General features: G+C 74.7%; 19 protein-coding genes and 1 pseudogene. 10 read left to right on the top strand and 10 right to left on the bottom strand.

Annotated features, from left to right (window positions below; genetic code table 11):
* Positions 1–58: 58 nt before the first annotated feature.
* The 6 genes from ACQZ2A_RS19600 (at position 59) to clpX (ending at position 6,426) form a co-directional block, all read left to right on the top strand.
* Positions 59–1,321, top strand: coding sequence for an MFS transporter (locus tag ACQZ2A_RS19600; RefSeq protein ID WP_430214376.1), 1,263 nt, complete (start codon positions 59–61; stop codon positions 1,319–1,321).
* A 163-nt stretch (positions 1,322–1,484) separates the two neighbouring features.
* A complete protein-coding gene (locus ACQZ2A_RS19595) occupies positions 1,485–2,111 on the top strand; it encodes an ATP-dependent Clp protease proteolytic subunit (RefSeq protein ID WP_430214374.1) in 627 nt (208 codons plus the stop codon).
* A gap of 28 nt (positions 2,112–2,139) precedes the next feature.
* Entirely contained in the window at positions 2,140–2,781 is a 642-nt protein-coding gene (locus ACQZ2A_RS19590) for an ATP-dependent Clp protease proteolytic subunit (protein ID WP_430214373.1), read from the top strand.
* Positions 2,782–3,081: 300 nt separating this feature from the next.
* Positions 3,082–4,029 (top strand): hypothetical protein, encoded by a 948-nt coding sequence (locus ACQZ2A_RS19585; protein ID WP_430214371.1) that lies wholly within the window; start codon positions 3,082–3,084, stop codon positions 4,027–4,029.
* Between the two features lie 220 nt (positions 4,030–4,249).
* The gene (locus tag ACQZ2A_RS19580) at positions 4,250–5,029 is read left to right on the top strand and encodes a DUF4118 domain-containing protein (RefSeq protein WP_430214369.1); all 780 of its coding nucleotides are present in this window, start codon (positions 4,250–4,252) and stop codon (positions 5,027–5,029) included.
* A gap of 107 nt (positions 5,030–5,136) precedes the next feature.
* Positions 5,137–6,426, top strand: a complete 1,290-nt coding sequence (gene clpX / locus ACQZ2A_RS19575) for an ATP-dependent Clp protease ATP-binding subunit ClpX (protein WP_430214367.1) — start codon at positions 5,137–5,139, stop codon at positions 6,424–6,426.
* Positions 6,427–6,493: 67 nt separating this feature from the next.
* Here the strand turns inward: clpX and ACQZ2A_RS19570 are convergent, their stop codons facing one another.
* Genes ACQZ2A_RS19570 through ACQZ2A_RS19550 form a run of 5 tightly spaced genes read right to left on the bottom strand, consistent with a single transcriptional unit; the run spans position 6,494 to position 10,499 of the window.
* A complete protein-coding gene (locus ACQZ2A_RS19570; protein ID WP_430214365.1) occupies positions 6,494–7,015 on the bottom strand; it encodes a hypothetical protein in 522 nt (173 codons plus the stop codon).
* Positions 7,012–8,358, bottom strand: coding sequence for a DUF58 domain-containing protein (locus tag ACQZ2A_RS19565; RefSeq protein WP_430214364.1), 1,347 nt, complete (start codon positions 8,356–8,358; stop codon positions 7,012–7,014). Before ACQZ2A_RS19565 ends, ACQZ2A_RS19570 begins: the two co-directional genes overlap by 4 nt.
* Positions 8,355–9,320 (bottom strand): AAA family ATPase, encoded by a 966-nt coding sequence (locus ACQZ2A_RS19560; RefSeq protein WP_430214362.1) that lies wholly within the window; start codon positions 9,318–9,320, stop codon positions 8,355–8,357. Before ACQZ2A_RS19560 ends, ACQZ2A_RS19565 begins: the two co-directional genes overlap by 4 nt.
* On the bottom strand, positions 9,317–9,763 hold the full coding sequence (locus tag ACQZ2A_RS19555) for a hypothetical protein (RefSeq protein WP_430214360.1): 447 nt from the start codon (positions 9,761–9,763) through the stop codon (positions 9,317–9,319). The genes ACQZ2A_RS19560 and ACQZ2A_RS19555 overlap by 4 nt, the downstream gene beginning before the upstream one ends.
* On the bottom strand, positions 9,756–10,499 hold the full coding sequence (locus tag ACQZ2A_RS19550) for a DUF4129 domain-containing protein (RefSeq protein WP_430214358.1): 744 nt from the start codon (positions 10,497–10,499) through the stop codon (positions 9,756–9,758). Before ACQZ2A_RS19550 ends, ACQZ2A_RS19555 begins: the two co-directional genes overlap by 8 nt.
* A 66-nt stretch (positions 10,500–10,565) precedes the next feature.
* On the opposite strand from ACQZ2A_RS19550, the gene ACQZ2A_RS19545 reads away from it, so the two are divergent.
* Positions 10,566–11,237, top strand: a complete 672-nt coding sequence (locus ACQZ2A_RS19545; protein ID WP_430214407.1) for a hypothetical protein — start codon at positions 10,566–10,568, stop codon at positions 11,235–11,237.
* A gap of 41 nt (positions 11,238–11,278) precedes the next feature.
* Entirely contained in the window at positions 11,279–11,764 is a 486-nt protein-coding gene (locus ACQZ2A_RS19540; protein ID WP_430214356.1) for a hypothetical protein, read from the top strand.
* A gap of 69 nt (positions 11,765–11,833) precedes the next feature.
* Here ACQZ2A_RS19540 and valS read toward each other — a convergent pair whose 3' ends face one another.
* The 5 genes and pseudogenes from valS to ACQZ2A_RS19515 all read right to left on the bottom strand — a co-directional run bounded on the left by valS (position 11,834) and on the right by ACQZ2A_RS19515 (position 18,358).
* Entirely contained in the window at positions 11,834–14,470 is a 2,637-nt protein-coding gene (gene valS / locus ACQZ2A_RS19535; protein ID WP_430214354.1) for a valine--tRNA ligase, read from the bottom strand.
* 43 nt (positions 14,471–14,513) lie between these two features.
* Positions 14,514–15,752, bottom strand: a complete 1,239-nt coding sequence (locus tag ACQZ2A_RS19530) for a S8 family serine peptidase (protein ID WP_430214352.1) — start codon at positions 15,750–15,752, stop codon at positions 14,514–14,516.
* Positions 15,749–16,234, bottom strand: a complete 486-nt coding sequence (locus ACQZ2A_RS19525) for a type VII secretion protein EccB (protein WP_430214350.1) — start codon at positions 16,232–16,234, stop codon at positions 15,749–15,751. The genes ACQZ2A_RS19530 and ACQZ2A_RS19525 overlap by 4 nt, the downstream gene beginning before the upstream one ends.
* 62 nt (positions 16,235–16,296) lie before the next feature.
* Positions 16,297–17,025: pseudogene (locus ACQZ2A_RS19520) on the bottom strand (type VII secretion protein EccB); the annotation flags it as partial.
* A gap of 1 nt (position 17,026) precedes the next feature.
* On the bottom strand, positions 17,027–18,358 hold the full coding sequence (locus ACQZ2A_RS19515; protein ID WP_430214348.1) for an EsaB/YukD family protein: 1,332 nt from the start codon (positions 18,356–18,358) through the stop codon (positions 17,027–17,029).
* Between the two features lie 232 nt (positions 18,359–18,590).
* Between ACQZ2A_RS19515 and ACQZ2A_RS19510 the strand changes: the two genes are divergently transcribed.
* The gene (locus ACQZ2A_RS19510; protein WP_430214346.1) at positions 18,591–18,908 is read left to right on the top strand and encodes a WXG100 family type VII secretion target; all 318 of its coding nucleotides are present in this window, start codon (positions 18,591–18,593) and stop codon (positions 18,906–18,908) included.
* A gap of 31 nt (positions 18,909–18,939) precedes the next feature.
* The gene (locus ACQZ2A_RS19505; RefSeq protein ID WP_430214344.1) at positions 18,940–19,230 is read left to right on the top strand and encodes a WXG100 family type VII secretion target; all 291 of its coding nucleotides are present in this window, start codon (positions 18,940–18,942) and stop codon (positions 19,228–19,230) included.
* The last annotated feature ends 20 nt before the right edge of the window (positions 19,231–19,250 follow it).

Below are 19,250 nucleotides of genomic sequence, written 5' to 3'. Positions count from 1 at the left end.
TTCGATCGAATCGATTCGACCCCTGCCCTGCCCCCGCCGCACCGCCCCGAGAGAGCCCGTGACCACCGCCATGTCCGCCGCCGCCCCCACCCTCGACCCCACCCGGGTGAGGTCCGCGCGCACCGCCGTCTTCGTCGTCTTCGCCCTGGCCGGCCTCGTCTTCGCGTCCTGGGCCGCCCGGATCGCCGACACCAAGGTCGCGCTCGGCCTGAGCGCCGGCGAGCTCGGTGCCACGCTGCTCGCCGCGAGCGTCGGCTCGGTCACCGGGCTGCCGCTGGCCGGGAAGGTCAGCAGCCGGATCGGTGCGGGCCGCACGGTGGCGCTCGGCGCCGTCGTCTCGCTCGTCGGGCTGCTCGCCACCGGCGCCGTCGTCGATGCCCAGGGCTCGCGCTTCGCCGTCATGGGCGGCCTCTTCCTCGTCGGTCTCGGCGTCGGCCTCTGGGACGTAGCGATGAACCTCGAGGGGGCCACCGTCGAGCGCGAGCTCGGCACCTCCGTCATGCCGCACTTCCACGCCGCGTTCTCCGGCGGCACCGTGCTCTCGGCCCTCGTCGGGGCCGGGATGTCGGCCGCCGGCGTCCCGCTGCTCGCGCACTTCGCGGGTGCCGTCGTGGTGACCGTCGCCGGCGCGGCCTGGGCGCTGCCGCGCTTCCTGCCCCGCGCCGCCGAGGGCGAGGAGGCGGTCGGTGCCGACGGCACCCCGCGCCGCCAGCGCTCCGCGTGGCTCGAGCCGCGCACGCTGCTCATCGGCGTCGTCGTCCTCGCCGCCGCGTTCACCGAGGGCACGGCCAACGACTGGCTCGCCGTCGCCTTCGTCGAGGGCCACGAGCTGCCCGCGTGGGCCGGCGTGCTCGCCTTCGCGACGTTCCTGTCCTTCATGACCGTCGGCCGGCTCGTCGGCACCGGCCTGCTCGACCGTCACGGTCGGGTACCGGTGCTGCGCATCAGCTTCGGCCTGGCGGTGCTCGGTGCGCTGCTGGTCGTCTTCGGCCCCGCCTGGCTGGCCTTCGTCGGGACGGCCGTGTGGGGCGTCGGCGCCGCCCTCGGCTTCCCGGTCGGGATGAGCGCCTCGGCCGACGACCCCGAGCGGGCCGCGGCCCGGATGTCGGTCGTCGCCACCATCGGCTACGTCGCCTTCATCGCCGGCCCGCCGCTGCTCGGCTTCCTCGGCGACCACGTCGGGGTGCTGCACGCGCTCCTCGTCGTCGGGGCGCTGGCCATCCTCGCGCTGTCCGTCGTCACCTCGGTCCGCGAGCCCGACGGCCGCCCGGCCGGCGCCGCGCGACCCACCGACCCCGCTGCCGGCAGCCCGCTGGGCTGACGGGAGGGGAACCCGGGGCGGGTCCGCGCGAGGGCGCGGGCCCGCCCTCGTCGTCGCGGCCTACGCTCACGGCGAACACGGCCCGGGTCGCGGAGTGCGACGAGGGGGCCGGGCGTTAGGGTCACTGACAGGTACGACCCCACCGAGCGAGGAGCATCCCAGCGTGACCAGCACCGAGATCGTCGCCGCGGGCGAGGGCCAGAAGGCCGGCCTCGACGACTCCATCTACAACCGTCTCCTCAAGGAGCGGATCATCTTCCTCGGCTCCGACGTGCGCGACGACAACGCGAACGCCATCTGCGCGCAGATGCTCCTGCTCGCGGCCGAGGACCCCGGCAAGGACATCTGGCTCTACATCAACAGCCCCGGTGGCTCGGTCACCGCGGGCATGGCGATCTTCGACACCATGCAGTGGGTGCCGAACGACGTCGCCACCGTCGCGATGGGGATGGCGGCCTCGATGGGCCAGTTCCTCCTCTCCGCCGGCACCCCGGGCAAGCGCTACGCCACCCCGCACGCGCGGGTCATGATGCACCAGCCCTCGGGCGGCATCGGCGGCACCGCGTCCGACATCAAGATCCAGGCCGAGCAGCTGCTGCACATCAAGAAGCAGATGGCCGAGCTCATCGCCGAGCACACCGGCCAGTCGGTCGACCAGATCGAGACCGACTCCGACCGCGACCGCTGGTTCACCGCGGCCGAGGCCAAGGAGTACGGCTTCGTCGACCACGTCATCACCAAGGCCGACATGGCCGGTCGGCACGCCGACAACCCGGTGACCGCGGACTGACCCGGCCGAGACGACGCGAGAGAGAGACATGAACGCAGACCTGACCGGCCGCCTCCACGTGCCCGGCCCGCAGAGCCGCTACATCCTGCCGCAGTTCGAGGAGCGCACCTCGTACGGCATGAAGCGCCTCGACCCGTACACCAAGCTCTTCGAGGACCGCATCATCTTCCTCGGGGTGCAGGTCGACGACGCCTCCGCCGACGACGTCATCGCCCAGCTCATCGTGCTCGAGTCCCAGGACCCCGACCGCGACATCCTCATGTACATCAACAGCCCCGGTGGCTCGTTCACGGCGATGACGGCCATCTACGACACGATGCAGTACATCCGCCCCGACGTGCAGACCTTCGTCATCGGGCAGGCGGCCTCCGCGGCGGCCGTGCTCCTCGGCGCGGGCGCCAAGGGCAAGCGGTTCGCGCTGCCGAACGCGCGGGTGCTCATCCACCAGCCGGCGATCGAGGGGACGGGCGGCATGGCCTCCGACCTCGAGATCCACGCCAACGAGATCATCCGGATGCGCGGCTGGCTCGAGGAGACCATCGCCACCCACAGCGGCCGCGACCTCGAGCTCGTCCGCAAGGACATCGACCGCGACAAGATCCTCTCGGCCGAGCAGGCCAAGGAGTACGGCCTCATCGACGAGGTGCTCGCATCGCGCAAGAACGGCTGACCCCACCCGGTCCAGCACCACGGACGACGCCGCCCGGTCACCGACCGACCGGGCGGCGTCGCCGCGTCCGGGGCGCGTGCCGAGCCGGTGCGATCGTGCCTCGCCGGGGAGAGCCTGTCTCGCCGACGTGCCATGACACCCCGGCCGCGCACGGTGACCCCGGCGGCGCACGACGACCCCGGCACTGCACGATGACCCCGGCAGGGCACGGTGACCCCGGCAGCGCAGGATGACCCCGGCACGGCGGTGGCCTGTGGATGACGGGAGCGGGCCGCGCGCCGGTCCTGCCACGCTGGCGGGATGCTCGGACCACCTCCTCCACCACCGTTCGACCCGGGGCTCCTCCACCTCGCGTCGGACCTGCGGCGCCTCGGCACCGAGCCGACCCGCGACGAGGAGTGGCACCGGGTACGGCACGGCGTGTTCGTGCGTGCGTCGGTGTGGGCGGGTCTCCTTCCCGTCCAGCGGCACGCCGCCCTGGCCCGGGCGACCCTCCTGCGTGGCCGGTCCGACACCCCGCCGGTGCTCGCCGCGGTCTCGGCCGCCGCGCTCTGGGGCCTGCCGCGGGTCGAGGCGTGGCCCACGACGGTCTCGGTCCTGACCCAGTCGCGCCGGGACAGCCCGTCGGGGCTGCTGCGGCCGGTGGTCGGACCGCCGGGCGAGGTGGTCCGGCACTCGGGGGTCTCCGTGACGTCCGTACCGCGCACGCTCGTCGACCTCGCTCGCACGGCGTCGCTCGCCAGCGCCGTGGCGGCCGCGGACCACGCCCTGCGGCACGGGCTGTGCACCCGCGCCGAACTCGAGGCGGAGGTGCGCGGCCTCGCCGCTCGCACGCGTGGTCGCCGGGCAGCGGCGCTCGTGCGCGACCTGGCCGACCCGCTGTCGATGTCGGCGGGCGAGAGCCTGTCGCGCGTGCAGATGTTCCTGCTCGACCTGCCGCGCCCGCGGCTCCAGGTGGAGCAACGGGACGAGGCAGGCCTCATCGGCTACACGGACTTCGGCTGGCCGGGCGTCGCCGGCGAGTTCGACGGCCGGGTGAAGTACGGCGTGCCCGAGGGCGCCGATGCCGATCGGGCCGGCGAGGTCCTCTGGGCCGAGAAGCTGCGCGAGGACCGCCTGCGTCGTCGGGTCCGGGTGGCCCGCTGGGTGTGGAGCGTGGCGAGCGCCGCGCCGGCGCTCGGGCGCGTGCTGGCCGAGGTGGGCATCCGGTCCCAGCCCCGGAGCACGTGGTTCGACCTCGGCGCCTGACCGGGCCGGTGAGGTATCGCCCCGCCGGGGCGGGGATGCCGTGCCGGGTCGCGATGGCACACCGGCGGAACAGGGGGACACCGGCGAGGCAGGGGGGCGGCGGCGGGGCAGGGGGCGCCCGGCCGGTGGGGCGGGCGCCGCGCGTCAGGATCGCGTCAGGACGCCGTCAATGTGCCGTCGGCGCGCGGCCGGCCGGGCATCGCGGTGCTGCAGTGGGGCCATGACCGCGCGTCGTGACCTCACCCTGCTGCACGCCGTCGCCGCCTTCGGGCCGGCCGCCCTCGCCGCGCTGCTCGGCGCGGTCCGGGGCCTGGTCGACCCGGCGCCGGCCGCGCTCGTGCTCGTCCTGGCCGTCGTCGCGGTCGCCGCCGCGGGGGACCGACTCTCCGGCGTCGTCGCGGCCGTCAGCGCCGCCCTCGGCTTCGACGTCTTCCTCACCGCCCCCTACCTCAGCCTGGCCATCGCCGACCCCGCCGACGTCGAGCTGGCGCTCGCGCTCGTCCTCGTCGGCCTCGCCGTCAGCGAGCTGGCCATCCGGGCCCGCCGCGAGCGAGCCGTCGCGGCCCGGCGCGAGGGCTACCTCTCCGGGGTGGCCGACCTGCTCGACCTGCCGGACGACGCCTCCGGGGAGGTCCGGGGTGCCTCGGTCGCGCGCGCCGTCGGCCAGGTCGTCGGGGCGGAGCGGGCCCGCTGGCACGCCGGGCCGCCCGACCGGCGCGACGCCCTCGTGGCCCCCGACGGCGGGCTCACCCTCGACGGCACCCCGCGCGACCCCGTGCGCGAGGGCCTGCCGACCGACCGGGTCACCGCCGTGTGCGCCCGGCACGGGGCCGAGGTCGTCGGACACGTGGCGCTCACCGCCGCGACCCGCATCGCGCGCCCCACGCCGGAGCAGCTGCGGGTGGCCGCCCTCCTCGTCCGGGTGGCCGCCCCACGCGCCGGGGCGTTCCCCTCGCCTCCGCACCGGCCGGAGGCCCCGCGCGGCCCCGTTGCGCTGTGAGCGGACAGGCGCGACGCGCCGGGTGGGTGGAGGCTTCAATGGATGCGACAGGAGCGCCCGGCAGGTAGCGTCGGGGGCGTTGTCGAGCCGAGCTGGAGGACGTACCCGTGGCACGAGTCGGAGAGACCAGCGACCTGCTGAAGTGCTCCTTCTGCGGCAAGTCGCAGAAGCAGGTCAAGAAGCTCATCGCCGGTCCCGGCGTGTACATCTGCGACGAGTGCATCGACCTCTGCAACGAGATCATCGAGGAGGAGCTCGCCGAGTCCGGTGAGCTGGGCCTAGACGAGCTGCCCAAGCCGCGCGAGATCTTCGACTTCCTCGAGAACTACGTCGTCGGCCAGGACGTCGCGAAGAAGGCCCTGGCCGTCGCCGTCTACAACCACTACAAGCGCATCCAGGCGGGGGAGGCCGGCGCCTCCTCGAAGAAGGACGCCGAGCACGTCGACATCGCCAAGTCGAACATCCTGCTCATCGGCCCCACGGGCTGCGGCAAGACCTACCTCGCCCAGACCCTGGCCAAGATGCTCAACGTCCCCTTCGCCATCGCCGACGCCACGGCCCTCACCGAGGCCGGCTACGTCGGCGAGGACGTCGAGAACATCCTCCTCAAGCTCATCCAGGCCGCCGACTACGACGTCAAGAAGGCCGAGACGGGGATCATCTACATCGACGAGGTCGACAAGATCGCCCGCAAGTCCGAGAACCCCAGCATCACCCGGGACGTCTCCGGCGAGGGCGTGCAGCAGGCGCTGCTGAAGATCCTCGAGGGCACGACCGCCTCGGTGCCCCCGCAGGGCGGTCGCAAGCACCCGCACCAGGAGTTCATCCAGATCGACACGACGAACGTGCTGTTCATCGTGGGCGGCGCCTTCGCCGGGCTCGAGAAGCTCATCGAGTCGCGCAACGGCAAGAAGGGCCTGGGCTTCGGCTCCGAGCTGCACACGCCGAAGGACCTGGCCGAGAGCATCCACGAGGTCATGCCCGAGGACCTCATGAAGTTCGGGCTCATCCCCGAGTTCATCGGCCGCCTGCCCGTCATCACCACGGTCAGCCCCCTCGACGTCGCCGCCCTGGTCCGCATCCTCACCGAGCCGCGCAACGCGCTCGTGAAGCAGTACCAGAAGATGTTCGAGATCGACGGCGTCGTCCTCGAGTTCAGCGAGGACGCCATCGAGGCCGTCGCCGAGCAGGCCCTGGCCCGCGGCACCGGCGCCCGCGGCCTGCGCGCGATCATGGAGGAGGTCCTCCTCCCCGTGATGTTCGACGTGCCGAGCGACGAGGAGATCGCCAAGGTGCTCGTCACCCGCGATGTCGTCCTCAAGAACGTCAACCCCACGATCGTCCGGCACGAGACCGAGGGCGGCCGCAAGCGCACGCCCCGCAAGCGCTCCGCCTGACCTCACGCGCACGACCAACCGGCCGGCCCCCACGAGGGGGCCGGCCGGTTCGTTCGTGGGAAGAGGGTCAGCGCGCCCGGCGGGTGCTGCGCCAGGTGAGCGCGGCCAGCGCCGCCAGGGCCACGGTGGCCGCGGCGAGGACCGGCAGCCCCCACGACGTCGGCGAGCGCGTGGCGACGAACCCGGCGACCGCGACCGCCGCACCGCCTGCCGCGAGCACCGCGGCTTGACCGGCCCAGCGCCGCAGCGTCGCCGACGGCAGCCCGGCCCCGGGCGGGAAGGCGGCGAGCAGGGCCAGCGCGAGGTGCGTCACGAGCAGGAGCAGCCCGGCCACGGCCGCCAGCGCCCAGCCGGCCAGACCGAGCGCGAGGATGCCGCTGAGGCCGACGGTGAGGACCTGGCCCACGAGCAGGAGCAGTGCACCCCAGCCCGCGGGCGCGCGCAGCGCCCAGAACGTCAGGGCCGCGAGCGGCAGCGCGAGGACGACCCCGGTCCAGGGCTGGGTGAGGGCGGCGAGCAGGAGCATGAGGACGTCGGCCGCGACCACCACGCCCACCGCGCCGCGGCGCCAGCGCCGCGCGGGCGTCATCGGGCCGCTCCCGCCGTGCGGGGCCGGCGGGCGATGCCGCGCAGCACGGTGTCGATGGCCCCGTCGGCGCCCCACGGCACGACGGGCACCCCGGCCTCGGCGCACCGCCGGGCCTCGCGCTCGCGCTCGAGCAGCCGGAGGCGCCACGCGAGCGAGGCCGTACGCCGGTCCTCGATGCCGGTCGCGGCCGTCACGTCCTCGGGTGCCGCGTCGGGCGTCGCGAGGTGCGGCGGGAGGGTGTCGACGACGATGACGACGTGCCCGCTGCGGGCCAGCCGCACGGCGTGGGCGAGCGGCTCGGCCGACACCAGCGCCGAGAGGATGACGACGACGGCACCCGGCGGGACGGCCCGGCGCAGCTGAGCACCGAGCGCACGCTCCTCGCGCAGCGACCCGCCGCTCGGGGCGGTCCGGCCGAGGGCGGTGAGCACGCGGGTGAGCTGGTGGTGCCCCCCGACCGCGGGGACCTCCAGGAGCGTGCCGCCGAGCACCGAGAGGCCGACCCGGTCGCCGGTCGAGAGGTAGTGGGCGGTCAGGGCCCCCGCGGCGTCGACCGCGATGTCCAGGCTCGAGCCCCGCCCGGCCTCCGGGTCAGGGACCCCGACGTCGCGCAGCGCGTCGACGACGAGGCGCACCTCGGCGTCCTGGTCGGCGTGCGTCGTGGTCACGTGGAGGGTCCCCGTGCGCAGCGAGACCGGCCAGTTGATGCGCCGCAGCCGGTCGCCGGTGCGGAAGGGGCGCAGGTCGGCCAGCTCCGAGCCGGACCCCTGCCGGTTCGACCGGTGCGCCCCGACGAGGCCGGAGGGGTGCGGCAGGCCGGCCCGGGACGAGAAGTGTCCCGGCCGTGGGATGGCCGTGACGACGTCCTGGCGCGGCGCGGCGTCGGTCCACACCATGCCGCCGAGGTCGCCGAAGGCCGCCACCTGGGCCGGGCCGACGCGGCGCTGTCCCCAGCGCCGCGCGTCGAGGCGGACGCCGACGGGCACCATCTCGGAGCGAGGGACGCCGTCGGAGCTCGCCGCCACGTGCCCGTGGGCCGGGGTCGAGCGGCTCCACCGGTCCGAGGGCAGGTGCCCGACGACCTCGCGCAGCCCGGGTACCGGCTCGACGTCGAGGCGCCACGTGAAGGACTCGCCCTCGTGGACGGTCAGCCGGTCGAGCGAGGCGGCCACCCGGGGGAGCGTGCGCGGACGCGTGACGACGGACCAGATCGCGGCGCCGAGGAGGGGGACCGCGACGACGACGAGGTCACCGCGTCCGGAGGCCACGCCGACCGCAACCACGGCGAGCCCGACGGCGAGGGCCCGCCCCAGGGCTCGGGTGGGGCGCCATCCGGTGGTCACGCCGAGCGGACCATCGTCCGCGGGGCGGGCACGGTCCGCAGCACGTCGGCGACGACGCTGCGCGAGGAGACCTCGCCCATCCACAGCTCCGGACGCACGACGACGCGGTGCTCGAGGACGGCGGGGGCGACGGCCTTGACGTCGTCGGGGGCGACGTAGTCCCGGCCCCGGACGACCGCCCGGCCGCGGGCGACGAGCATCAGGCCGAGCGACCCGCGCGGGGAGGAGCCCATGAGCACGTGCTCGTGCTCGCGGGTGGCGCGCGCGAGGGCGACGCAGTAGCGGCCGACCTCGGGGGAGACCGTGACGTCCTCGAGGGCGCCCTGCATCGCGAGCAGCTCGTCGGCGTCGACGATGCGGCGCGCCTCCTGCTCCTCCCGGCGCCGGTCGAGGCGGCGGCCGAGGACCTGCCACTCCTCGTCGGCGTCGGGGTACCCGAAGGCGACGCGCACGAGGAAGCGGTCGAGCTGGGCCTCGGGCAGCGGGTAGGTGCCCTCGTACTCGACCGGGTTCGCGGTGGCCAGCACGTGGAAGGGCCGCGGCAGCCGGAAGGTCTGGCCCTCGACGGTCACCTGCCCCTCCTGCATCGCCTCGAGCAGGGCGGCCTGGGTCTTCGGGGGCGTGCGGTTGATCTCGTCGGCGAGGAGCAGGCCGGTGAAGACCGGGCCCTGGCGGAACTCGAAGCGGCTCGCGCCCTGGTCGTAGACGAAGCTGCCGGTGAGGTCGGAGGGCAGCAGGTCGGGGGTGAACTGAGCGCGGGTGAAGTCCAGGCCGAGCGCCTGGGCCAGGGTGCGCGCGGCGAGGGTCTTGCCGAGCCCGGGGTAGTCCTCGAGGAGGACGTGCCCGCCGGCGAGCACCGCCGCCACGACGACCTCGGTGGCCGCCCGCTTCCCGACGACGACCGTGTCCACCTCGTCGAGCACGTCGACGGCGCGGCGGTGGGCGGTGGGGATGTCGGTCATGCGGACTCCTTCGTCGGGACGGGTGACTCGAGGTCGGCCAGGACGGCGTCGGCCTCGGCGGGGGTCAGGGCCCGGGGAGGGCCGGAGAGGTAGCGGGCGAGGGGCCCATCGTGGGTCGCGGTCCGTGAGTCCTCGGCGAGCCGGCCCAGGAGCCGGTGGAGCCGCTCGGCCGCCGCGGCGTCACGCTTGTCGGCGGTGAGGAGGTCGTGCAGGGCGGCGATGCCGGGCACCGGTGGCACCTCGTCGGCCGACGGCGGGTGCCATGTCCAGTCGACGCCGTCGTCCCGCTGCAGCGGGAGCGCCGCACCGACGAGGCAGACCAGCAGGACGGCCGTGCCGAGGGTCGCGACGGCCACGAGCCCGCGGGCGAACACCACGAGGGCGACCAGGGCGAGCGCGGCGCCGAGCAGGCCACGGCGCTGCCAGACGGACATCTCACGCACGGCGACCCACCTCCGTGGCGCCGGTGAGCGCCTCGGCGAGGCCGGCGTCCACCCGGGCGAGGGCGTCCTCGGCGCTCGAGCGGTGCTCCTCGGTGAGGGTGTGGCCGGACCACGCGGCCTCGCGGTAGAGGCCGGCGAGCGTCTGCAGGGCGCTCTCGTCGACGGCGAACCGGCGCAGCACGCCGACGGCGGTCTCGGTGGAGGTCCGGGAGGCCGGCAGCGCGACGCCGGTGGCGCGCAGGGTGTCCTCGAGGCGGTCCCAGGCGGCGATGACGCCCTCGGCCGGACCGCCGCGCCCCAGCGCCGCGCGGCGCTCGTCGGCATCGGCGGTCAGCGCGGCGGCGATCCTCGCGAGGTCGGGGCCGGCGGCGTCGTCGTCCTCGAGGGTCGACTCGCGGGCCAGTGCCCGCAGCAGGGCGCGGACCAGCAGCGCGAGGACGACGAGCAGGAGGGCCCCGACGAGCACCACGGCGCCCCAGCCGACGACCGCCCCGAGCGCGCCGTCCGCGGGGTCGACCACCCGGAACGGCGGGGCGTTCTCCTCGGAGGTCGGCCGGCCCTGGTCCTCGTCCGGCGGCACCTGGTTGAGCACCGTGCCGCTGAACGGGCCGCCGAACACCCGCGGCGGGTCGGGGACGGCCGAGGCCCAGACGGCCAGGAAGGCCGCCACGACCACGAGGCCGGCGAGGACGATGCCCGTCCCGCGGCCATGGCTGCGCAGCTGTGTCACCCCCACGGGACACACATAACCACATGATGTTTGGCGCACGGGGCATCGGGAGGCGACGATGTGCTCGTGGCGATGACCTACCGGCTGCGCGCGGGTGACACCGGGCCCGTCCAGCAGTCCCCGGTGACCTGCGGCTCGGCCTGCCTCACCGTCGCACGGATGCTCGTCGACCCGGTGTTCGCCTCGTGGGTCCGTACCGGCGAGCCGCACCCGCCGGGCTCGCCGGCCGGTGACACCGAGGCCGAGCGCTTCGCCGCCTACGAACGCGTCGTGATGCGCCGCACCAACGGGCTCTTCGCGGGAGCCCGGCGGCTCAACGGCCCGTGGCCGCGCGCCCTCGGCACGCCGCCCTGGGGGGCCAAGCACGAGCTCGAGTTCGGTGCCTCGCGGCTCGGCACCCGCTACACGGTCGACGTCCTGCGGGGCGCGGACGAGTACGGGCTCGTCGAGCGCTTCGACACCCTCGTGCGGGTGGTGGCCGAGGGTGAGCCGGCCCTCCTCTACGTCGGGAACGCCGTGCTGCCGCGCCACGTCGTCCTCGTGCTGCCCGGTGACGGTGACCGGATGCTCGACGTCTACGACCCCGGCACCGGCCGCGTGGACCACCTGCGGCGGGACACGGTCGTGCAGCACCGGCTCGGGCTCTCCGGATGGGACGTCCCGTGGGTCGCGGTGCGCCCCACCGGCCTGCGCCGCGTCGAGGCGCGCCAGACGGCGCCGTCCCTCGGCCCGATGCCCGCCTGATCCCCGGACGGGGGAGGGCGATCGGCCCTAGGCTGCCCGGCGTGCCGCTGCCCGACGACCTCGCGCCCGGACGCGCCGCCGAGCTCGCCGAGGAGCTCGGCCGCGTCGTCGTCACCTCGGCCGGGGGCGTCGACTACGCGCTGCGCACCGACAGGCGCCACGTCGTGCGGCACGCCGTGCTCGGGGGCGTCGTGGGCTGGTGGCTCGCGGGCCCGCTCGCCCTGCTCCTCGTGCCCTGGGGGTACGGGCGGGTCGCGGTCCTCGTCGGGTTCGTGGTCGGCGCGGCCGTGTGGGCGCTGCGCTTCCCACCGGGTGCCGTCCGCTGGCTCCAGGTCGACCGGTTCACGCCCGAGGAGGAGGTCGGCGGCAGCGTGGCGTGGGTCGGGGTGCGGCAGGTCGACGACCTCGCGGCGGCCGTCGACGCGGTGGTCGCCCGCATCCGCTCGGGCGACCTCGACGCGATGCCCGAGCACCACGGCCTCGACCGCGTCCGCCTCCGCTGGGGCTCCCTCCCACCCGTCGAGTGAACAGAACACGCCGTGTGCGCGTCGGCGCACACGGCGTGTTCTCTCCTCTCGACGGGGTCGGAGCCCCCGTCAGGCGGTGGGCTTGGCGACCGGGACGAGCTCGAGGTCGCGGGTGGCGACCTCCTCGCCCTCGGCGTACTCGAGGCTCCCGGTGAGCCGCCCGGCGGCCCGCAGGTCGGCCTCGCCGGTGCGCACGTGCTCGAGCAGGCCGGCCGGCCCGACGAGCGTCGCGGTGGGCACCTCGGCCCGCATCCCGACCTTGGCCTCGGACTTGGCCTTGCGCACCACGGCCAGGGCAGCGCCGACCGCCGCCAGCACGGCGGCGTCACCGCCGGCCGGCACCTCGTCGAGGGTCGGCCAGGCCGCGCGGTGCACCGAGCCGGTCTCGTGCGTCCAGCTCCAGACCTCCTCGGTCACGAACGGCAGCACGGGGGCGAACAGGCGCAGCACGACGTCGAGGGCGATGCGCAGCGTCGCGCGCGCCGAGGCCTCGCCGGCCTCGCCGCGTGAGCCGTACGCGCGGTCCTTGACGAGCTCGAGGTAGTCGTCGCAGAAGGTCCAGAAGAAGGACTCGGTGGCCTCGAGCGCGCGGGTGTGGTCCCAGCCCTCGAAGCCCGCGGTCGCCTTCTCGACGACCTCGCGCAGGGCGGCGAGCACCGACAGGTCGAGCGGGTCGGTGACCTGCGCGGCGAGGTCGCCCTCGACGTCGCCGAAGGACAGCGCGAACTTGCTCGCGTTGAGGACCTTGATGGCCAGCCGCCGGCCGACCTTGATCTGCCCCACGTCGTACGCGGCGTCGGCGCCGAGGCGCCCGCTGGCCGCCCAGTAGCGCACGGCGTCGGAGGAGTGCTCCTTGAGCAGCTCCTCGGGCGTCACGACGTTGCCCTTGGACTTGCTCATCTTCTTGCGGTCGGGGTCGAGGATCCACCCCGAGATGGCGGCGTCGGTCCACGGCACGGACCCGTGCTCGAAGTGCGCGCGCACGACCGTGGCGAACAGCCAGGTGCGGATGATGTCGTGCCCCTGCGGCCGGACGTCGAAGGGGAAGACCTTCTCGAACAACGGGTCCGACCCCTCGCCGCCGTCCTGGCGCCGCCAGCCGGCCGCGATCTGCGGGCTGAGCGAGGAGGTGGCCCAGGTGTCGAGGATGTCGGGGTCGCCGACGAACCCGCCGGGCACGCCGCGCTGGTCCTCGGTGTAGCCGGCCGGCGGGTTGGCCGCGGGGTCGACGGGCAGCGAGGACTCGTCGGGCAGGATCGGGTGGTCGTGGTCGGGCTCGCCGTCGGCGTCGACGGGGTACCAGACGGGGATCGGCACGCCGAAGAACCGCTGCCGCGAGACCAGCCAGTCGCCGTTGAGGCCCTGCACCCAGTTCGAGTAGCGGCTGCGCATGAACGCGGGGTGGAAGGCCACCTCCTCGCCGCGGGCGACGAGCGCCGCGTTGAGGTCGGCCTCGCGCCCACCGTTGCGGATGTACCACTGGCGGGTGGTGACGATCTCGAGGGGCTTCTCGCCGCGCTCGTAGAAGTTGGCCTTGCGCTGCGTGGGCTTCGGCTCGCCGTCGAGGTCACCGGACTCGCGCAGCGCCGCGACGACCGCCTCGCGCGCCGAGAACGCCGTCTTGCCGGCCAGCCCCTCGGCCCAGAGCGAGGCGCCCGCCGACCCCTCGAGCCACGCCGGCAGCTCGGTCTGCATCCGGCCGCTGCGGGTGATGACCGAGCGCGTCGGGAGCCGCAGCTCGCGCCACCACAGCACGTCGGTGAGGTCACCGAAGGTGCAGCACATGGCGATTCCCGCGCCCTTGTCCATCTCGGCCGCCGGGTGCGCCACGACCGGCACCTCGACGTCGAAGAGCGGCGTGCGCACGGTGGACCCGAAGAGCGGCTGGTAGCGCTCGTCGTCCGGGTGCGCGATGAGGGCCACGCAGGAGGGGATGAGCTCCGGGCGCGTCGTCTCGATGTGCACCGGCCCGTCGGCGCCGTGGAAGGCGACGCGGTGGTAGGCGCCGGGGTAGTCACGCGCCTCGAGCTCGGCCTGCGCGACGGCGGTCTGGAACGTGACGTCCCAGAGGCCGGGCGCCTCGGACTGGTAGGCCTCGCCGCGACGCACGTTGCGCAGGAAGGCCTGCTGCGACGTCGCCCGCGAGTGCTCGTCGATGGTGCGGTAGCCGATCGACCAGTCGTAGCTGTGTCCGATCCGGCGGAAGAGGGACTCGAAGGCCTCCTCGTCCTTGACGGTCAGCTCGTCGCACAGCTCGATGAAGTTCTGGCGCGAGATGGGCAGCTCGTCGGCGGCCTTGGTGCTCTTGGCGTCACCACGGAAGGGCGGCTCGAACGAGGGGTCGTGGTGCAACGTGGCGTCGCCGCGCACGCCGTAGTAGTTCTGCACGCGCTTCTCGGTGGGCAGGCCGTTGTCGTCCCACCCGATCGGGTAGAAGACGTTGAAGCCCGCCATCCGCTTGTAGCGGGCCATGCAGTCGGTGTGGGTGTAGCTGAAGACGTGCCCCATGTGCAGCGACCCGCTGGCGGTCGGCGGCGGGGTGTCGACGGAGAAGACGGCCGAGCGCGGGCCGGAGAGGGCTGCCTCGCGGTCGAAGGCGTAGGTGCCCTGCTCCTGCCATACCGCGCCCCACTTCTCCTCCAGGCCGTCGAGGGAGGGCCGGTCCGGGATGGCGGAGGCGGTGCTGGCGGAGGCGTGCTCGGTCATGGGCGACATCCTCCCAGACGGGAAGCCTGCGCCTCACCCGGGTTCAGGGCGTGCGGCGGCGGCGCGCGAGCCGCAGCAGCGCGAGCCCGAGCAGCGCCGAGGTGCCCACCACCGTCACCCACAGGACCTGGCGCCGGTCCGCGGCCCGGGGGTCGGTGACGACGGGGACGGCCAGGCGGGTCGTCGGGTCGGCGTCGGTGGGCCGGGGGGCGGCGCCCGGGAGGAGCGGCCCGGCGACGTCGGCGTCGAGGACGGCGGTCAGCGCCTCCACGGGCTGGACCACCCCCCACCCCGCGGCGTCGGTGCGGGCGTCGCGGCGGTCGCGGGCCGCGGTGACCTCGAGGCGGTGCGCCCAGCCGACCGGTCCCTCCGACGGGAACCGTTCGGCGAGAAGGGCGGCGGCCGCGCTGACGTACCCCGTGGCGTAGCTCGTGGAGCCGTTCTCGTCGCCGAGGTAGCAGTCGCCCCAGGCGCCGAAGGTGGTGAGCACCTCGACCCCGGGGGCCGCGACGTCGACGTGCGCGCCGGGCACCGACCCGGGCGCGATCGCGTCGTTCGCGTCGGTCGCCGCGACACCGAGCACCCCGGGGTAGGCGGCGGGGTAGCGCGGGGCGCGGACGGGAGCCTCCTTGGTGGTGTTGCCGGCCGACGCCACGACGAGGGCTCCGCGCGACCGCGCGTGGGCGACGGCCGCCTTGAGGGCAGGGTCGTCGCGCCCGGTGCTGAGCGACACGTTGACGACCTTCGCACCGCGGTCGGCCGCCCAGCGGATGCCCGCGGCGAGCGTGCCGGCGTCGGTGTCCGGGCCGTCCTCCCGGTCCTCCTCGTCGGCGACGACCTTGACCGGGAGGAGGCGGGCGTTCGGGGCCAGCCCCTCGACGCCGGAGTCGGGGGCCAGGCTGCGCGCGCCGATGATGCCCGCCACGGCGGTGCCGTGCAGCCGCCCGTCGGTGCGGGGCGACCCGCCGGCGAAGCTGCGCCCCTCGAGGACGGCGCCGGAGCGGAAGTGGGCGTTGCGCGCGATGCCGCTGTCGACGACGGCGACGGTGACGCCGCGCCCGGTGGCCAGGGCCCAGGCCCGCTTGGCGGCGAGCCGGTTCAGCGCCGGTGGGGTGTCGGTGACGTACTGCGTGCGCCCCTCCTCGCACGGCTCGGCGGCGGTGAGCGCACCGGCGGGGGCGCGCGGGCCGGCCGCGACGGCCGAGGGCAGGGGGCCTGCGAGCAGGCCGCCCACGACGAGGGCGGGCACGACGGCCGCGGCCGCCCGGCGCGCCGTGCTCACGACGTGCCGGAGACGACGGTGCGTGCCGCCGCCGTGCCCAGCGACGGGCCGGAGCGGAAGAGCTCGGTCCACGCGACGGGCACGGGGACGACGTCGTCCGGGACGTACCCGAGGCGCGCCAGGACCTCGGTGTCCGCGCCGTCGATGGCGTAGGCGGTGGCCGTCTGGTCGACGGCGAGGACCGGGCCCTTGCCGAGGACCTGCCCGGACACGGCCCGGACGAGGGCGCCCGATCCGGTCTGGACCGAGGTCCGGCCCCGCTGCTCGGCGGGAGGGTCCGCGCTGACCGTGGCGAGCGTGACGACGGGCGCGGTGCCGGCGGCCGCCGTGAGCGAGGCGCACGGAGTGGTCTCGAGGGCGGTCGGCAGGGCCTCCGGCCAGTCGCCGGGGGCCGTGCGCGGTTGCTCGACCTGGAGCCGCGCGATCTGCGCCGCCTGGACGGGGACGTCCTGGGCGGAGGCGCCGGATCCCAACCGGTACATCGCGAGGGCGACGTCGGGCAGCGGTTCGAGGGTGCCCCGCGGGGTGACGAGGTAGTGCCGGGCAGGGGCTTGCCGAGGTCGTCGACCGACAGCGGTGCCAGTGCCGTGCCCTGCGGGAACAGGTTGAGCCAGCTCGCGGGAGCGGCGACCGCCGGCCGCCCGTCGAGCCGCAGCGCCACCGAGACCGCCGAGAGGTCGCGGGCGCTCACCGGGTAGCGCCGGCCGTTGCCGACGACGAACGTCGCGTCCTCGGAGCGGACCAGGACTGCGGAGGAGTTGCTCTGCCGCGCAGCGCGGTTGGCGCCGATGGAGCTCGTGACCTGCTGCCCGGAGCCGAGGCAGGAGAGCCAGCCGGTGTTGACGAGCCGGTCCCGGGTGGTCAGGGAGTCGGGGGCGCCGAGGATGCCGAGGGTCGGCCCCCGGCCGATGTCGGTGAGCTCCTTGTCGGGCACGGCGAGCACCTTGAAGCGGTCCGCGGGGATGAGGAGCCGCGCGCTCGTGGTGTTGACGACGGGGTGCAGCTTTCCCTTCACCGAGACGAAGCGGGCACCGCTGTCCTCGGCGATGACGAGCCGGTCGTTCTTCCAGTCGTCGGGCAGGGAGGAGCGCAGCCACCCGAAGGCCAGGCTGCCCAGCACGAGAACCACCGTGAGGGCCAGGCCCCCGACGACCGCGCGCAGCGGGCGGTCCGGCTCGACCTCACGGCCGCCCGGCGCGCCGCTGACGAACGCGGTGGTCAGGCGGCGCTTGCTGAACGACTGGGCCTCGACGAGGTCCTTCTTGGTCGCCACGTCAGAGGATCCCCACCGTCGCGGCCCCGAGCGGCAGGAGGGCGACGAGCGCCACGCCGTCGAGGGTGTCGGCGACCCGCCCGAGGCGCACGCGGGTGCGCGGCGCGAGGACCGCCAGGGTGACGACCACGGCGCCGGTGGCGCCGAGGACGACGGCCAGTGCGGGGCGCCAGCCCGGGTGGGCCAGCGCGGCCACCACGGCGGCCAGTGCGACGCCGAGCACACCGGTGGCCATCGCGAGGACGACCGCGGTCCGGGTGCGGCTGTGGCGGGTGCGGAGCAGCGTCGCCACGCTGCCGGCCACGACGAGCAGGGTGCCCGCGAGGCCGGATGCGGCGAGCTGCGGGACGGCGAGGAGGGCGGCGCCGCCGGTGGCGATCGCGACCGAGACCATGACGTCGTGGCCGCGGCCGACGAGGGCGCGCACGCGCTCCTGGTCGACCTCGGGGACATCGGCCTCGATCTCGGCCTCGGTGCGAGGAGCGTTGGTGGAGAGGCGACTCGAGGAGAGGCCGACCCACGGCAGCACGTTGCCGAGGGCGACGGCGACGACGAAGACGACCGCGCACGACGAGGTCATCGAGGCGCCGAATACGCCGGACGCGACCCCGATCCCGGTGGCGGCGACGCCGACGAGTGCGCCGGCCGCCAGCACGAGCCGGTGCCGCCCGACGACGAGCGCGGCGAGCAGGCCGATGACGGCCACGGATGCACCCACCCACAGCAGCCCACGCCCCCACAACGGGTCGGCGGGGGAGAGGGCGGAGCCGGCGGTGGCGGCGTACGCGAGCGAGGTGAGGCCCAGGGCGAGCGCGCCACCGGCCTGGTCGCGCGAGTGCAGGACCGCGGCCGCGCCGACGAGCAGCAGCGCGACGGCCAGCGCGACCGCCGCGACGAGCGCGCCGGAACCGCGGGCCGTGAACAGGGCCCACGCGGCGCAGAGGAAGAAGACGGTGGCGGCACCGACGGCGGTGCCCGCACTGTGCCGCGCCGTCCAGGGCGCGAACTGGGTCTCGACGACGTCGGCGACGGCCTCGACGACGTCGTCGTAGACCTTCTCGGTGCTCGGGTCGACGACCTCGAGGGACAGGACGGTGCCGTCGGTGACCCCCTGCGCGGCCAGCGACCGGTCGGGGTCGACGAGCATGCCGCCGCCGGCGACGAGCCGGTAGCCGTGCGTGGCCTGGTCCGGGTCGAGGACACCGAGCTCGCGGGCGAGCTCGGGGACGATCTCGACGACGGGGATGCCCCCGGGCACACCGAGGTCGGCCCGACGGGTCCCCGACGACACGGAGACCCGGACGAGCGACGCGGCGGCACTGGTCTGGCTCACGGTTCCCATTCTCCCCTCCGGCGGCACCCTCGCGGTGCTGGTGCCGACGGGCCCCGAGCATAGACGCGCGAGTATCGGGGAGTTCTCCCCATTGGCCGGATCCGCATGGCACCGTAGTGTCCGGGGCAGGACGAGGGGCCGGCACGGACCACGTCTGCAGGACACCAGCCCTTCAGGGGGACAGTGAAATCGACTGCGACACGATCGTCGTCGCACGGAGGAAGGACACAGCATGGGTGACCAGTTCAGGGCCGGCGCAGGCGTCGTCAAGGCCAGCGCCGACATCGTCTCGGCCACGCGCGGCGACCTGCGCACGCAGGTGAACAACCTGCGCACGCAGATGGAGGCCGTCAAGGCGCACTGGGAGGGGCAGGGCGCTTCCAGCTTCCAGCAGGTCAGCGAGGCCTGGAAGATCCAGACGCAGGACATCGTCGACGTTCTCGACACCTTCGAGGCCAACCTCACCGGGACGCAGCGTCAGTACGACGCCGACGACCAGGCGTCGGCCTCGAACCTCAGCAAGTACAGCAGCATGCTCGGCAACGGCTGAGCGACGGACCAAGGACAAGGGGACTGACACCATGGGTGACGGAATCAAGGTCGGCGGCGCCGGCATCGACACGCTCGTCGACGAGATGCAGAAGGGCCTCACGGGCATCGAGACGCGTCTCGGCGACATGAAGAGCGACCTCAGCAAGTACGTCGAGCAGTGGGACGGTTCGGCGCGCGCTGCGTACTCGCAGGCCCAGGCCGACTGGGAGAAGCAGATCCAGGAGTGCAAGCAGCTCCTCCAGGACGTCCGCCAGGCGGTCATCACGTCCAAGGAGGACTACATGGCCGGGGAGCTGCGCAACACCAACATGTGGGGCTGAGCGCCGCACACCACACGCCC

This window comes from Phycicoccus avicenniae (assembly GCF_050496545.1).
In the GTDB taxonomy this organism is placed as follows: Bacteria; Actinomycetota; Actinomycetes; order Actinomycetales; family Dermatophilaceae; genus Phycicoccus; species Phycicoccus avicenniae_A.
This window is presented reverse-complemented; position numbering and strand designations above follow the sequence as displayed.